The sequence below is a fragment of the Micromonospora sp. WMMD1102 genome, from assembly GCF_029626265.1.
Taxonomy (GTDB): Bacteria; Actinomycetota; Actinomycetes; order Mycobacteriales; family Micromonosporaceae; genus Plantactinospora.
In genome coordinates, this window is record NZ_JARUBN010000001.1 from 181,589 (window position 1) to 197,069 (window position 15,481).

Genomic DNA, 15,481 nt, shown 5'->3' on the forward strand with positions numbered 1-15,481 from the left:
GCTGGTGAGTAGACGGCCGGAGGTGTTCGTCCGGCAGGTGTCGATGCCCGAGGGTCAGCGGTTGCAGCGGATCACCAGGACGGCGAAGGACCCTGGATCTGCGTCATCGCCCGGTGCGACCCCCGTTTCCTCGGCCGGCCATTCTCCTGCTGGTCGCTTGCTGCTCGGGGTCGAGGCCCGGCTGCTCGGTCACAGCGGGATCCGGGTGGTGGCCCAGGTCGCTGGCGTCAGCGAGACCACGGTCCGTCGGGGCGTGTCCGAGCTGGAGGTCGGCGCCGAACCGATGCCGGTTGGGCGCGTCCGTCGGGTCGGCGGCGGCCTCAGCCGCGCTGAGGAGCGTGATCCAGGTTTGGTGCCGGCGTTGCTCGGGCTGGACGAGCGGGGCGACCCGTGCTCTCCGTTGCCGTGGACGACAAAATCGCTGCGTAACCTGGCCGCCGCCGGGGCGGAGGAAGGGATCGCCATGCGACACCTGCTCCTTCCCGGACGAGGCCGAAGCACCATCCCGAGTGCTCCAGCTCCGGGAGTTGGGAATCGGGGACCGGCCCGTTCCGGAGTTCGACGACTTCGCGCGCGAACTGGCGACGCTCGTCGGCGAAGCTATGCATTGGTCAACCTTATCGACGCGAACCGGCATTACTTCGCGGGGCTTACAGTGCCGTGGCCGACACCACCGTGGAACTGCCAACCTCGGCCACGGTATTGCCCCAGCCCGGCCGGGAGATGGCTCGTGACCACGGTTACTGCCCGCACGTGATCGTACGGCGCCGGGCGTTGGTTCTCGAAGATGTCCGTGATTTCCTGCGGTTCGCCGGAAAACCCGTAGTCGACGAGATCGGAATCCATACCTACCTCGGAGCACCGTTGATTGATCGACCGCACCGGTACGGCGCCGGGAACGATCTGCGTGGTGGACCCGGATCCGCAACCGTGGGGCCGCGAGGAACTGAAGATTGTCAAGTCGATGGCCGCTCGCCTGGTGCAACGGATCGAGCGGTCGGAGATCAGCGTCACGGGCTGAGGCGCCCTGCGGACTCCCGACATACCAGCCCGCTTCGACGCCGGCCGCCGGCATCGACATACCGTAATGCTCACCCCGCCGGGGGCGCCCAGGACTAACGCCCAACCGAACGCTGGGGGGCGGATCAGCCTCGGCTCGGGCAGGCCGGACCGACTGGACGAATGCGCGGATGAGCAACTGCCGTACGGCTGCATTGCCGGGCTCGCCCCGATACTAGGCTTCCAGGGTCGGCCGGCTCTTCGTATAATGCCGCTGGGGATAAGGGGCTGGACGGCATTTTGACCGCGAGTAGGTCCGAATGCCGGTCGGGAGGAACAGATGATCCGGATTCTGATCGCGGAGGACGTGCGCATCCTGCGGGAAACGCTGGTCGCGGTGCTGCGGCTGGAGGACGACTTCGATGTGGTCGCAGCGGCCGCCTCCGGCAACGAGATCGTTCCCGCCGCGCTCCAGCACCGCCCGGACGTCGCGGTCCTGGACATTGACCTGCCGGGTGTTGACGGGCTCACTGCCGCGGCCGAGCTGCGCCAGCGGCTGCCGGAGTGCCGCATACTGATCCTGACCGGGCTGGGTAAGCCTGGTAACCTGCGCCGCGCCGTGGCCGCCCGCGTAAACGGGTTCATGATCAAGGACGCCCCAGCCCAACAGTTGATCAACGCGGTCCGGCGGGTGGCCGTCGGGGAACGGGTGGTCGATCCGCAGTTGGCGCTGGCAGCCCTGGAGATGCCCGACAACCCGCTGTCACCGCGGGAGGCCGAGATCCTCAAGCGGCATGCGGCCGGCGCGTCGGCCGCCGACGTCGCTGCGGAAATGCACCTGTCCTATGGCACGGTGCGCAACTACCTGGCGTCGGCCGTGACCAAGCTGGGCGCGCGCAATCGGGTGGACGCCGCTCACATCGCAGCCGAGGCCGGCTGGCTGTAGGCAACCCGGAAGCCGCGGGACAGGCGGCAGTGCGCTGGATGGCGATGTGCAGAATGCATGCCCGCGCCTGCGATAACCACACGGTGGCCTGGTGCCGGCGGCGCTGGCACGCGGCAATTCGCCCAGCTCGAGACTGTGCCGATGCCTACCCGAGTACTGATCGCCGAGGATGTCGAGATCCTCCGCGACACGCTGGTCGCCCTTCTGAAATTGGGAGGGCGACCTGGAGGTGGTCGCCAAGCTGGCCTCCGGCGACCGCCTCGTGCCGGAGGCATTGGAAAGTCATCCGGACGTGGCATTGCTGGACATCGACCTGTCAGGCACCGACGGGCTCACCGCCGCCGCGGAGCTTTGCGAACAGCTGCCGGCCTGCCGCGTCCTGATCTTGACCGGCCTGGCCACCCCCGATAGCTGCGGCCGGGCACTGGCCGCCGGAGTGTCAGGGTTCCTGGTCAAGGGCGTTCCCGCCGACGACGTCATCGACGCTGTGCGGAGGGTCGCCCGCGGCGATCGGGTGTTCGCCGAACAGCCCTGCTGACGCCGACGGCAACGGCAACCGCACGGTCAGTTCGAAGCGGCCGTCCGCGGCATGCACGGCCAGGCGGCCGCCGACGGCGACGGCGCGGGCGGACAGGCTGGCCAGCCCGCGCCCGCCGGGCCGTCGCTGTGAATTTCGTTCACCTACCTGTTGCAACGGGTGGTTCTGGGGTTCGTCGCTGGCGCTGTCAGGGCTGCCATCGTTGGTCACCTGAAGGCGGGCGGTACCCTCGTCGACCGTCAGCTCGATCTCACACCACGTTGCCCTGGCGTGACGGAGGACGTTGGTCACCGCCTCCCGAAGCACGGTGGCGAGGACCGCGTCGACCTCCGTAGACAGCTGCGCGTCCGACGGACCAGCGCGGACCACGGCGTCCACACCGGCGGAGGCGAGCACCTCAGCGGCGGAGTCCAGCTCGGCGCGGAGGGAGAGGCGGCGCTCGTCGGCGGTGACAGCCAGGACGTCTGCGCGTGCCTGCACGGCCAGGCGCACCAGCGCGTGCAGCTCCTCGCGCGCCCTGGCGTCGTCGCGGCCGACCAGCCGCCCGGCCAGGTCGCTCTTGAGCGCCACCGCCGACAGGCCCAGTCCGAGCAGGTCGTGGGTGTCCTGGGCGACCCGCAGCCGCTCCCGCACGCCGGCCATGTGCGCGAGTTCCCGGCGCGCCTCGTCGAGCTCCACCGCCATGCCCGTCAGACGCGACAGCCCGTATACGATCAGGCCGGTGGTCACCGTCACCAGCAGCGTGTAGGCGAAGTCGGCGGCATCCATGCCCGGTAGGACGACCACGTGCGCCGCGATCGCCGCCTGGATGCCCGCGAAGGTCATCCATCGCCAGTAGCGGGGCAGCAGCAGCAGCGCCGAGCCCGCGACGAACCCGCCCAGGCCGTGGATGGCCGAGTGCAGGACCGGAAAGAATCCCAGCGCGGTCAGGAAAAACTGTGCGGCCAGCGTCCAGGCCCAGCCGCGCGGGCGGGCGCGCTCCCGCCACGCCGTGGAGTGGTATAGCTGAAGCGCCGCGAGCGCGACGATGGCCGCCACCGAGGCCGCCGCGACCCGCGCGCTGGCGCGGCCGGCGACGGCGTCCACGATGAGCTGGGCGGACAACGTGACCAGCACCAGTGCGAGTACCAGCCGCGCCAGCCGGGGCGCCAGGGTGGGCTCCGCTCCGCTCTCATGCCCCGTACCCGTCTCCTGCCTTGGCTCGCGCCGGTCGTCTGCCACCATCAGCCGGACCTGATCAAGAGCCTGCCGCGCGCTGCCGGCCGCCTCGGTGAGTTGGGCGCGGGCCTCGTCCGGCGCGCGGGCCAGCGCCGCCAGGGCGGCCCGGGCGCGCACCGTCGCGGTGTCCAGCCGGTCACCGATGGCCGCGCGCAGGCGCTCGGCCGCACGCAGCCGCTCCCGGGCGACGGTCAGCGCCGCCAGCTCGGTCCGGGCCGTGTGCAGTTCGTTGACCAGGCCAGCCATCCGGACCAGCCCAAACAGCGCCACGCCGGTGTAGACCGGGACGACGAAGATCAGCAGGTTCTCCGGTATCCCCGGAAGGTAGGGGAGGCCGACAAGGGCGACGCGCAGCATCCCCTCGGCGGCCAGCGCTACGCCGAACAGGAGCCACGAGACCCGCGCCGCCACCGTCAGCAGCAGTAGCCCACCCAGGAGCCCGGGAAAACCGATGACCCAGTCGTCCCCGAAGGCTGCGAAGGGCAGGTAGGTCAGGAGCGCCTGCGTGGCCAGCAGCCAGTTGCGGTAGCGCACCCACAGGGACCGGCCGCGCGGCACGGCGTACAACAGCGGCAGCGCGAATGCCGCGACCGCCACCGCCCCTGCGGCCGGCCCTGCCCAGTAGGCCGCGATGCTCGCCCCTGCGGGCAGCGCCGCGCAGAGGAAGGCCGTGGCGAACGCCCAGGCGTGCCGGGGTGCCGCCACAGCGGGCTGCTCATCCGCGTCCATTCGCCTCCTCGCCGAATACGTACGGGCACTTCAGGTGATCACGATAGGCCGCCTGCACTCGGTGGCGCGCGGGGGCAATTGTGCAGAGTGCATCCCAGGAGGTGTGCGAAACCCATACGGAGGTCGTTACTGGCGGCACTGGTCGCTTTCCCCCAGGCAGATGAGACTTCACTGCGTCACGCCGCACCTGAAGCCCGGACCTCGCCGGTCCCGGCCGGAGATCCCGGAGGCCAGCATGCAGAGCACCGAGCAGCTCACCCATACCGAGCAGCTCACCCATCAGGAGCACACCACCGGGTTCGGACATCACACCGGAAGGCGCCGACGCTGGGGACACTTCGTCCTTCACTATCTGGAAATGGTTGCTGCGATGGTGGTCGGCATGTTCGTCCTCGGAGGGGTGCTTCGCGCGGTACTCGCCGCCATGGGCGTGGACTACTCCATGGCGCGCGCCCCGGAGCTGGTGATCCTGGAGATGGGATTCACCATGGCGCTGGGGATGGCCGCCTGGATGCGCTACCGGCGTCACGGCTGGGCGAGCATCCTTGAGATGAGCGCCGCCATGCTCGTGCCAGCGGTCGCCGTGCTCCCGCCGGTGTGGCTGGACGTCCTGGACAGCGGGACGGCAATGGCCCTGGAGCACGTGACAATGTTTCCGCTCATGCTGGCCGTGATGCTGCGGCGGCGCGACGAGTACGCGGCCGCCCACGGCGGGAGCCGCCGGGTCGTGCGGATGCTCGGCCGCGGCCTGTTCGTCCTGCTCGCCTTTCTCCTCGTCCCGGCCGCCGTGGCCACCGCCGGCTCCATCGGCTACGAGCGAAGCCGATACACGCAGCCCGAGGCCACCACCACGGCCGCCGCGGCAGTTGCCGCCGCGAGACCGCTGGCACACGACGCCAGCAAGCCGACCGCCGTGGTGGTCGTCGGAAGCAGCGGCGCCAACATCGCCGACACGCTGGTCCCGTACGAGGTCCTGGCCACCACGGGAGCGTTCAACGTCTACACCGTTGCGGCCGAACGCCGCCCGGTGCCCCTGCTCGGCGGGCTGGACCTCGTCCCTGACCTCAGCTTTGCGCAATTGGACCAGCAGTTGGGCGGTTCGGCCCCGGACGTCACCATCGTGCCGGACATGCCGGACTCCGAGTCCAGCGACGCCGCGGTGACCGCGTGGTTGCGGGACACCGCGAGCGACGGGCTGCTGCTGAGCGTATGCACCGGTGCACGGCTGCTCGCCGAAGCCGGGCTGCTGGACGGCCGCGACGCGACGTCGCACTGGTTCAGGCTCGACGAGCTCCAGCAGAACCATCCCGAGGTGAACTGGCAGCGCGGCATCCGCTACATCGACGACGGTGACGTGATCAGCACCGGCGGATTGTTGTCCTCCGTCGACGGGGCACTCCGGGTCGTCGAGCGGCTCGTGGACGCCGACGCCGCCGCGGCGGCCGCCCGGGCCGTTGGTTGGGAGTCTTACTCCCCTGGCAACGCCGCGACGCTCCCCCGGTCGCAGCTGGCCCCCGCCGACGCCATCACGCACCTGCTCAACCTCGGCTTTCGTGCGAACGTCACCACCGTCGGTGTGGTGCTCACCGAGGGGGTCGGCGAAATCGAGTTGGCCTCGGCGTTCGCCCCGTACGCCGAGGTCAAGTCTGCCCGGACCCTCGCAATCGCGGCACATGGCGACAGCGTCCGCTCCCGCCACGGCCTGACGTTCGTCCCACGGGCCGACCTGGCCGCCGCGAGCCGCGTCGACCGGCTACTGGTCCCTGGCGCCGGCATCGCGGCCAGCCCCGCCCCCGATGTCGCCGCCGCCGCCCGCCGCGCCGACGTGCCCATGCAGTACCTGCACCAACAGTCGGGCTTCGCGTTCGACGCGACCCTACGGGACATGGCCCGCACCATGGACGTGCCCACGGCCCGGTGGAGCGCCAAGATTCTGGAGTACCGCACCGCCGAACTCGGGATGTCCGGTTCGGGGGTGCCGTGGATGCTCGGGCTGAGCCCGCTCCTCTTCGGCCTGGCCGGTCTGGCCGCCGCCCTCGGCACCGTGCGGCTGGCACGCTGCCGCACCCGCACCCGCCGGTCCTGACTCCCTTACACACCGCTGAGGCCCGCTGTCCACACCCATCGTCCGGGAGCGAACAGCGGCCTCAGCGGTTGGGCTCGCCACGCCGGCGCAGGTCGTACGCCATGCCGCTCAAGGTACCCGAAGGCGCTCTCGTCCGTCGTAGTCCTCAGGAACCCGCGTACCGTCGTTGTGTCGACACCTTTCGGCAGAACGTCCGGCGACTGGTCGCCGCAGCGAGAAGTCGTCACCGGGTGGCTCGGCACTTCTCGTTCCCGCTGAACGGGGGAGGCTGGTCGACCGCCAACGGTGCCAGCGTCGTGCACGCGCTTGCGAACCTCACGCCAGGAGTCCGGACGCCTATCGACATGGTGTCCGGGCTCCTGGCGCTGAATGCGGTGCCTTATGGGGATGGGCACCCTGCTGGGATCAGGCGGTTCCCATGACGATGGTTTGACCGCGCACCGTCGAGGCGTCGCGGTACTCGATGACACCCAGGTAGCGGGTCGCCGCAGTCAGCCCCGACCAGCTGGCCGTCAGGCTCACCTGCTCTCCGATGGTCACGGCGGCCTCGGGCGGGGTGATGGTCAGGTTGCCCGCTGCGCTGGGCGAAACCACGAAGGCGTTCAACAGCACGTCCTGCTCGGTCACGCCGGGAGCGGTGGCGTACTGCACCAGGTAAACGTCGTAGGTGCCCGCCGTGGTGGTCATGAACGACTCTTCCGAACTGCTGCCGCCGCTGCTGGCCACACGGACGCCATCTTTGTATATGTGCAGATCGATGTCCGCGCCGTCCGGATAGTCACCGTCAAAGGTGGCGAACCGGGCCAGCTTGCTTCCGGCGGGAACGGTGACGGTCACCTTACCCACCGCCGGCCCCTCCGCGGGGTTCGTGACGTTGAAGGCGGTCTCCCTGCCCACCAAGTGCTTGGTGGTGACCGCCGATGGCACGAGGCCGCTGACGTTGGCCGTCAGCGTGCCGGTGAAGCCAGCGCGCACCGAGACCTCGGCGGAGCCGCTGGGTCCGGTGAGGGCTACCCTGGCCGGCGCGATGATCGGGACCGCCCGCAGCGCGATGGGGCTGCGTACCCTGTGGCCATCGTTGTCCAGCCAGGTGAGCGAGCCGAAGGACCAGGAGCCGTAGGCAGCGGTCGTGCGGGTGATCTCCACCGTGTACGTCGCCGTCCGATCCGGCCGCACGAGCAGCGTCGACGGGGTGACCCGCACCGTGTGGCCCTCGGGAGCCTCGATCTTCGACACGTACGTGCCCATCTTGCCGGTGGTGTTACGCACCGTACGCGTGATGGTCTGCTTGCCGGTCAGGTCGCCGACCGCGATCGAGGGGTAGTTGAGAGCGCTCGGATCGATCGAGCCGTAGTCGGCGCAGTCATTGTTGCCGATCACCAACTGCTCACCGGTGCCGCAGACGAACCGCGCCCAGTCCAGCGGCCCGGAGTCGTATGCCAGACCCGGGTCGAACACGTCAACCGGGCGGACGAACCCGGCTCCGTAGTCGAACGGGGTCGCCGCGACGCCACCGACGCGTTGGAAAGCCGCCCCGGTGTTGTCCACCTGACTCGCCGTGGTCATGATCGCAGACTTGACCATCATTGGCGTCCAGGTCGGGTTCTTCTGCTTGACCAAGGCGGCGATGCCGGCGATGTGCGGGCTCGCCATCGACGTCCCGGAGTACGACGCGAAGTTCTCACCGGCGTTGCCGCCCGGTGCCACCGCGGCGATCACGTCAACGCCCGGCGCCATGATATCCGGCTTGAGCAGGTCACCGCCGGCGGCGATGGCCGGACCCGCCGAGGAGTTACTCGCGATCTGCGGTGCGCGCAGCGTCTTCTGCGCCGCTGCTGCCATCGATGCCGTCGGGTTGGCGGTGCCAGCGAGATAGGCCCGGATAGCCACGCCCTCGGCCGTGCCGACGTGGACGGTCGGCACGACGTGGATATCGGCGTCGATCGTATTGTCCGTCGGGTTGTACATGATCATGCCTACGCCGCCAGCCTGCTTGACCGCGCGACTCTTGTCGGTACGGCCGATGTTTTGTCCCCCGCGGGCGCAAAGCACGACCGTGCCGGCCACCTTGGCCGGATCGAGGGAGCCGATCCTGCAGAACTCCGCGTCCGTGACCGGCGTACCGGGGGCCGGCACGCTGACCGAGTCGACCAGCGGGGTCGGCGGCAACGCGTCGCCGAAGCCAGCCGAGGTGTACGTGGTGCCGTCGCCCAGCGTCACCGACTTCTCGAAGGTGCGACCGTGGGTTCCCGACGCCGTCGTGGTGACCCAGGGGGCGGTTTTTCCGACCGTGCCGGCGCGCGGACCGGTGTTGCCGGCCGAGGTCGCGACGAAGACGCCAGCCGCGGCTGCGTTGTAGAAGGCCAACTGGACGACGTCAGTCACCGTGTCCGAGGGGCCGCTGATCGAGAAGTTGAGGACATCGACACCGTCGGCCACCGCGTCGTCGATCGCCGCGACCTCCTCGAGGAGGCCACAGCCGCCGCCCCCGCCGGACTCCTGCCAACAGGCCTTGTACGCCGCGATCCGCGCCGCCGGTGCGATACCGCTGATCCTGCCTACGGTCACGCCGCCGACGGCGGCGGTGACGCCGTTGTTGCCGGCCGCGATGCTCGTCGTGTGCGAGCCGTGTCCGTTGTAGTCGCGCGGTGACTCGAACTCCGCGTCGATGGGCCGGTTGCCGAACTTGTAGTAGCGGGCCCCAATAATCTTGTTCGTGCACCGCACCGGCGCTTCCGGGGCGTCGACACACTCCCCGGTCCACTTCTTGGCGATGATGTCGACGTCGGGGCGCGGCTCGGGCAACGGCGCGAAGCTGGGGTTGTCGGATGAGATTCCGCTGTCCACGATGCCGACGATCATCCCCTCGCCGGCCCGCGAGACGTCGCCGAACTGCCGGGCCCAGGTGCCGTTCGGGCCGTCCAAACCGAGAAAGGTCGGCGTGTGACTGGTGTCGAGTGGGGAGAACTCCTGCTTCCAAAGCTTCCACACCCCGGGAGTGCGGCTTAGTCGCGCGACCTCAACGCCACTCAGTTCCGCTGCGACGCCGTTGATGACGACGTCGTACTCGGCGACAACCTTCCTGTTATCAACCTTCGCTTCGCGAAGCACCTGGGCGCGCCCCGCCCGGATGTGATCGCGGTAGGCTGAGTAGCTTTCGGACCTGCGGTTGAGCTTTTCCCCGCCGGAGGGCCTGGTCGCGGCGATGCCGCTGACTCCGCCGGTGTAGGTCGCGATCGGTGGGCTCTCGAACTGCACCAGGTAGAGACCGGTCGCCGCGGAGGCCGATGGGGCGGCGTTCGCCAGGCTTCCTCCTCCCGTCATCGCGAGCACGGTGACAGCCATGGTCGCGATCGAGAGAGCCGGACGCCGGAGCCTGGCCCGGGGTGAGAATGACAATGTCAACCTCCGTTACGTGCGGCCCGTGCGGTCCAGCCAGGAGGCTCCGCGCTATTCGACGAATCCCTAGCACCTGGACGAGACGCACCATGTCCGCAATCCATAGACAAACACCGGCAACCTAGGCCCCCCGGTCTTCATCTCTGCTTCACGGCGGATGCACCGACATGACGCGCCAGGTGTGTCGTGTCTGGCCTTCAGGGCGTACGCCTCCTACCAGCCGTCGACCGTCTCCCGTGGCTGCCCGTCGACCGTGAAAAGCCCCTTCGACCCGCGGCCTTCCATCGTGGATGCCGGAGACGGGCGCGACCAGACTGCGGGCATAGAACGCCTGCGCGCGGAAGCAGGACACCGCACAGGGCATCTTCCTACGGGTACGCCCGGCCGGACACCGCGTGGCGCGTGACATCGACGGCACCTTGTCCGAGCGATGGCCGATCGCCCAATGGCCCGACGACCAGCTCGAGCCAGTCAAGTACCGGCTGTCCAGCCTGTCCGCCACTACCAGCCACGCCGACCTGGTCCACTACGGCAAGACCCGCTGGCGCATCGAACACGACTGCCGCGAACTCAAGACCGGCCTCGGCCTGGACCACTTCGAAGGGCGCTCCTTCACCGGCTGGCACCGCCGCGTCACCCTCGTCACCGCCGCGCACCTGTTCATCACCGGACTGCGCCTGGACCCAAAAGCGGCTGCGCCGGCCTGACCCTTCACACGGTCATCCGCGAGCTACAACGACTCCTCGCGACCTGGAACCGGCGCCTGCCTCAGGTGCCACCAACCCGTGAAACCGTACATCGCGACAAACGCCACAGAACCTGGCGAACTATCACTAGTCGTCTGTGGCATCAGGGCGGATGCCTACGTCAGGCCTCGGTCCAGACGATCCGAACGTCACGATTGCCGTCGTTTGAACGGTTGGAGAGCGGCTCCGAAACGTGCGTGAACGTCGGCGTTCGGGGACCCGGCGACCGAGGATCGTCTCCCCCGTCGCCGTTGCTGTCGACGCGGCGGTGGAATCCTCGATGGCACCTTCAGACAGACCTTCCGGCATTGATGTCGCCTCCCCGACATGGACGTTGCGTGAAGAGCTGATTACGAAGAGGGTTTCAATTCCAGCGGAATCCGGTGCCGTTGGTATCTCATGCCAATAGTCGGTGAGCATTACGTGAGGCGGATCATGATGGGCGATGATGCGCGACACTATGGTGGGGACTCCGAGCAGATCGACGAGGGCGTCGCAGATTGGGCCAATCCCCCCTCCGCAGGCATTTCGTTTCTGACCTGGCTGGCCATCGGGGTACTCCTGGGGGTGGCCATAGTTGGGTTACCGCCCGGTTTGGGATTATTTGCCGATATCACCTGCCGGACGGTCGCGATTGCCGGCATCGTGGCACTGCTGGTCTTACATACGCGGATTCGCTACTATTTGCCGCAGATGAAGTCACACCGCAACACCAAAGTGACCGAACTCCCGGATTATCAAGTAAACATCCTGCAACGAAGTGCAGGTCGTCGTGGTGGCATGTTGAATCCGGAGATCGCCGGTGCCGGACAGGCGCGCGCCTTCACCTTCTCCGTCATCTACCCAGCCAACGTCCGGCAACGGATCACTGAGCGGTACGAACTCAGCCAGCGGACGCTCGTGCAGCGCGTCACTATCGACGTCCAGTTGCCGGAAAGCACCGTCCGGCAGCTACTCGGGGACCGGGGAGCGACGGGAGCCAAGACGACCAGCCGGGGGTCGGCGGTGCACGGCTCGCCGGGGGCGACCGGCGCGGCATCAGACGCAGGGGGTACCCGAGCTCACGGAGCGGCGAGCACGGATTCGCCGCACGGAGCTCCCGTCGTACTGTTTCCGGTCCTTGTCCCGCCCAAGGGGGACATGGTGGACGACCTCCGTGTGAGCGCTGCGGATGGAAGCGCGCTACCCGTTCTCTCCTACCGGCAGTATCTCCAACTGGTGGCCCGAGTACTGCGAACACTGCTCGCCATCGCGCACAGCCAGGACCTCTCGCCGGCCTCCCACCCGAATGCGTACGATGCAGAGCATCTGGCTCTGCGGGCCATCATGCGCCGGGCCGACGGAAAAGAACCGGACGACTCGGGCATCCAGGCGGTACGGCATCTAGCCGGATTACCCTCGCGTGAGGGCGAGCGGGTGTCGAACCTCGCGGCGCATCAACTCGCGGTGCAACTGGTCCAGAAGCTCACCTCACACTACGCGATCGTCGCGGCTGTGCCGTGTCCGTCAGATGGACGGTTCGTGATCTCCTACCAACGCCTGATCACCCCGTCGCTGGAACTCGCCGTCCGACGGAATAGAGGTTGGTTGACCTGGGCGAAGGAGCGCGCCCGATTCGTCCTGGGCTCACGACCGGTTGACTTCAGTATCTCGCTCGACAACGCCTGTACCAGTCAAAGCTACCATTTGGTGGTGGACGGCCAGGAGGGTGTCTTCCTTGGCGCGCAGGGAGCACCGACACTTCTAGGTTATTTCGACACACATTGGAGGCGCATAAAGGAGAGTCGGAAGTCCGGGCCCCCTCGAGAAATTCCGCCACCTCCTTACTTTCGGTTTCGAAGGCGCGGTGGTCAGCGGTACGCCCACTTCTATTCGAGATTTTTTCCCGAACCAATTGAAGGCCTTGATGGCGGGGACAAAATTCCGCACGTCCGCTTCCGTTTCTACGAGACCCCGCCCGGTTCGGTTTTTCGCGCGGTAATCACCGGATCGGCTGCGGCGCTGCTAATTTGGTTAATCGGATTTGTCGCCTCGCGACGTCCCGATCCCGGTACGGACGTACCTGCCTTCCTTCTGGTTTTTCCGGCGCTCGCGGCTGCATGGCTCGGCTTCGACGGGCCGCCGCGACGCCTTCTGGAAGGGACGTTGGCGGCACGACTCTCGCTTCTGACTACCGTTCTTGCATCTGTGTCCGCCAGTGGCCTTTTTATGATGTTCAAAGCCAACCTGCCATACTTTCGCTGGAGGAATCCGCTGGACATCCACGTCTTGGGTATTGAATCTATGGCATGGAGCGCCTTGACTCTTGTGGCTATCGTGAACGCCATGTCTATCGGCTACATATATTTGGCCCATACGTGGGAGTTTCTTCACCTGTCCAACCGATCGAATGGTTTAGGTGGTGGGGCACAAGAGCACAGCTAGGTTGATCACGTTATGCCCTGCTATGGTACCAGATATGTCGCATCAAAATTGCCTGGTTGTCAGCAGCAACGAGCTCACCGGAGGGTTGCGGTGCCGAGATCGGAAGTAGTAGAACCGAGGCAAGGATCCAAGCTGGTCTCACGAAGTGGTGTCAAGAACATGATAATTGATTCGACTTACCACGTCTCGCCTCATGACTGGCCCGCCGGTGCGCGGGAAACGGATCTTACCCCTGAACAGGCCAACGATGTGCTCAATGAATTCGATACCTACTATCCGATAGCGGTGCGAGGTCTTGCCACGGTGGTCGTTCCGAAACCGGCAGATGGAGAATGATCTCGTGACTCGTCGGGTCGCAACCGGGCGAGCCCTGCGCGGTTCGGACGAGACGCGATCGGGAGCAAGGCCCGATTTCACGCCCAGAGACTGAGGCGGCGGTGGAGACCGTCGACGTGGCGGTGGTGGGCGCCGGGCCGGCCGGGGCCAGCGCCGCGCTGGCGGCCCGGCGGGCGGGCGCCCGGGTGGTGCTGCTGGACCGGGCCGATTTTCCCCGGGACAAGCCGTGCGGGGACGGGATCGCCGCGCACGCGCTCGACGTACTCGCGGAACTGGGTGTTCCGGACGCGGTGGCCGGCTATCGGGCGGTGCCGGCGCTGCGGCTGGTGGCGCCCGGTGGCGGGCAGGTGGCGCGGCGGCTGCCCCGACCGGCGTACACGGTGCCCCGGCGGGTCTTCGACGCCCGGCTGGTCGCGGCGGCCCGCTCGGCCGGCGCGGAGCTGCGCCGGCACACCGTCCGCCGGGTGCGGCGCTCCGGCGACCTGGTGGTGCTCGACGGTGTCCTCGCCGCCCGTGCCGTGGTCGGCGCCGACGGCGCCGGTTCGGTGGTTCGGCGGGCGCTCGGGCACGGCGCCAACCCGGACGGGCACCTGGCACTGGCCATCCGGGGGTACGCCCCGGACGCCGCCGGCCCGGCCGAGCAGCGGATCGTCACCTCGGCCGCGCACTGGCCGGGCTACGCCTGGTCGTTCCCGATCGGCGACGGCCGGGCGAACGTCGGGTACGGCGAGGTGCTGGCCGGCCGCCCGCTGCGCCGGACCGAGCTGCTGGACCGGCTGGCGGTGCTGCTGCCCGAGGTCGACCCGGCGGCCGTCACCGAGGTGCGGGGGCACCACCTGCCGCTCTCCACCCGCCGGCCGGCGCCGGGCCGGGGCCGGATCGTGCTGGCCGGTGACGCGTTGTCGCTGGTCAACCCGTTCACCGGCGAGGGGATCTTCTACGCGGTACTCTCCGGGGCGCTGGCCGGGGCGGCTGCCGCCACGGCACCGCACGCCGCCGCCGACCGGTACGCCGCCGCGCTGCGCTCCCGGCTCGGCGGCCATCTGCGGGACAGCTCGGCGGTGGCCTGGCTGGCCCGGCGGGCGCCGGTGGTGGACGGGGTGGTCCGGGCCGCCGAGCGGGACGCCCGGGTCTTCCGGACGCTTGTCGAACTGGGCCTGGGCGACGGCCGGCTGGACGCCCGGACATTGACCCGGGTCGCCGGCGCGGTGGCCGGCTCGGCCGGGCGGCACTTCCGTCGTGGCCGCTGATCGGTACGCTGCAGGGGATGAGTCTGCGCGACCTTATCTACTCGGTGTACGAGCGGCGTCTGACGGCGAAACTCGCCGGCAAGCCCGTGCCGAAGCACGTCGGGGTGATGTGCGACGGCAACCGGCGCTGGGCCAGGGAGATGGGCTACGTCGACCCGAACGACGGGCACCGGGTCGGCGCAGCCAAGATCAAGGATGTGCTCGGCTGGTGCGACCAGGCCGGGATCGAGCACGTCACGCTCTATCTGCTGGCCACCGACAACCTGCGCCGCCCGGCCAGCGAGCTGGACCCGCTGGTGCAGATCATCGAGAACCTGGTGGTCGAGCTGGCCGAGGAGGGCAACCCCTGGCGGCTGCGGATGGTCGGCGCGCTCGACCTGCTGCCGGCAGCGACCGCCATCACGCTCAAGTCGGCGCAGGAACGCACCCGGGACCGGGTCGGCGGCGCCGAGGTCAACATCGCCGTCGGGTACGGCGGCCGGCGCGAGATCGCCGACGCGGTCCGCTCGCTGCTGCACGAGCACGCGGCGGCCGGCGGCACCATCGAGGAGCTGGCCGAGGTGCTCGACGTGGACCACATCGCCGAGCACCTCTACACCCGGGGGCAACCCGACCCGGACCTGGTCATCCGGACCAGTGGCGAGCAGCGGCTCTCCGGCTTCCTGCTCTGGCAGTCGGCGCACTCCGAGTTCTACTTCTGCGAGTTGAACTGGCCGGACTTCCGGCGCGTCGACTTCCTGCGCGCGCTGCGCTCGTACGCCAACCGGCAACGCCGGTACGGCGCCTGACGGGGCGGCGGCACGGCCCGCG

Annotated in this window: 10 protein-coding genes and 3 pseudogenes; 11 read left to right on the plus strand and 2 right to left on the minus strand. The window is 68.5% G+C overall.

Annotated elements, in window-relative coordinates:
• Positions 1-157: 157 nt before the first annotated feature.
• The 5 genes and pseudogenes from O7626_RS01040 to O7626_RS01055 all read left to right on the plus strand — a co-directional run.
• Positions 158-436: pseudogene (locus O7626_RS01040) on the plus strand (ISAzo13 family transposase); the annotation flags it as partial.
• A 287-nt stretch (positions 437-723) separates the two neighbouring features.
• A pseudogene (locus O7626_RS41410) lies at positions 724-828 on the plus strand (GAF domain-containing protein); the annotation flags it as partial.
• A gap of 40 nt (positions 829-868) precedes the next feature.
• Positions 869-1,021 (plus strand): hypothetical protein, encoded by a 153-nt coding sequence (locus O7626_RS01045; protein WP_278058317.1) that lies wholly within the window; start codon positions 869-871, stop codon positions 1,019-1,021.
• Between the two features lie 318 nt (positions 1,022-1,339).
• Positions 1,340-1,945 (plus strand): response regulator transcription factor, encoded by a 606-nt coding sequence (locus O7626_RS01050; protein WP_278058319.1) that lies wholly within the window; start codon positions 1,340-1,342, stop codon positions 1,943-1,945.
• 229 nt (positions 1,946-2,174) lie between these two features.
• Complete coding sequence (locus O7626_RS01055; RefSeq protein WP_278058320.1) at positions 2,175-2,483, plus strand: response regulator; 309 nt, start codon at positions 2,175-2,177, stop codon at positions 2,481-2,483.
• Here O7626_RS01055 and O7626_RS01060 read toward each other — a convergent pair.
• Entirely contained in the window at positions 2,385-4,298 is a 1,914-nt protein-coding gene (locus O7626_RS01060; protein WP_278058322.1) for an ATP-binding protein, read from the minus strand. The two genes, O7626_RS01055 and O7626_RS01060, sit on opposite strands and share 99 nt — an antisense overlap.
• Before the next feature lie 367 nt (positions 4,299-4,665).
• Here O7626_RS01060 and O7626_RS01065 point away from each other — a divergent pair, with 367 nt between their 5' ends.
• The gene (locus O7626_RS01065) at positions 4,666-6,516 is read left to right on the plus strand and encodes a DJ-1/PfpI family protein (RefSeq protein ID WP_278058324.1); all 1,851 of its coding nucleotides are present in this window, start codon (positions 4,666-4,668) and stop codon (positions 6,514-6,516) included.
• A 405-nt stretch (positions 6,517-6,921) separates the two neighbouring features.
• On the opposite strand, the gene O7626_RS01070 is transcribed toward O7626_RS01065, so the two are convergent.
• Positions 6,922-9,861, minus strand: a complete 2,940-nt coding sequence (locus O7626_RS01070; RefSeq protein ID WP_278058326.1) for a S8 family serine peptidase — start codon at positions 9,859-9,861, stop codon at positions 6,922-6,924.
• Positions 9,862-10,278: 417 nt separating this feature from the next.
• On the opposite strand from O7626_RS01070, the pseudogene O7626_RS01075 reads away from it, so the two are divergent.
• From O7626_RS01075 to O7626_RS01095, 5 genes and pseudogenes are all read left to right on the plus strand, one after another.
• A pseudogene (locus O7626_RS01075) lies at positions 10,279-10,622 on the plus strand (transposase); the annotation flags it as partial.
• A 462-nt stretch (positions 10,623-11,084) separates the two neighbouring features.
• Complete coding sequence (locus tag O7626_RS01080; protein ID WP_278058328.1) at positions 11,085-13,085, plus strand: hypothetical protein; 2,001 nt, start codon at positions 11,085-11,087, stop codon at positions 13,083-13,085.
• Between the two features lie 159 nt (positions 13,086-13,244).
• Positions 13,245-13,421 (plus strand): hypothetical protein, encoded by a 177-nt coding sequence (locus O7626_RS01085; protein WP_278058330.1) that lies wholly within the window; start codon positions 13,245-13,247, stop codon positions 13,419-13,421.
• Positions 13,422-13,522: 101 nt separating this feature from the next.
• Positions 13,523-14,671: a geranylgeranyl reductase family protein gene (locus tag O7626_RS01090; RefSeq protein ID WP_278058332.1), complete on the plus strand. Its 1,149-nt coding sequence runs from the start codon at positions 13,523-13,525 to the stop codon at positions 14,669-14,671.
• A 17-nt stretch (positions 14,672-14,688) separates the two neighbouring features.
• A complete protein-coding gene (locus O7626_RS01095; RefSeq protein ID WP_278058333.1) occupies positions 14,689-15,459 on the plus strand; it encodes an isoprenyl transferase in 771 nt (256 codons plus the stop codon).
• The last annotated feature ends 22 nt before the right edge of the window (positions 15,460-15,481 follow it).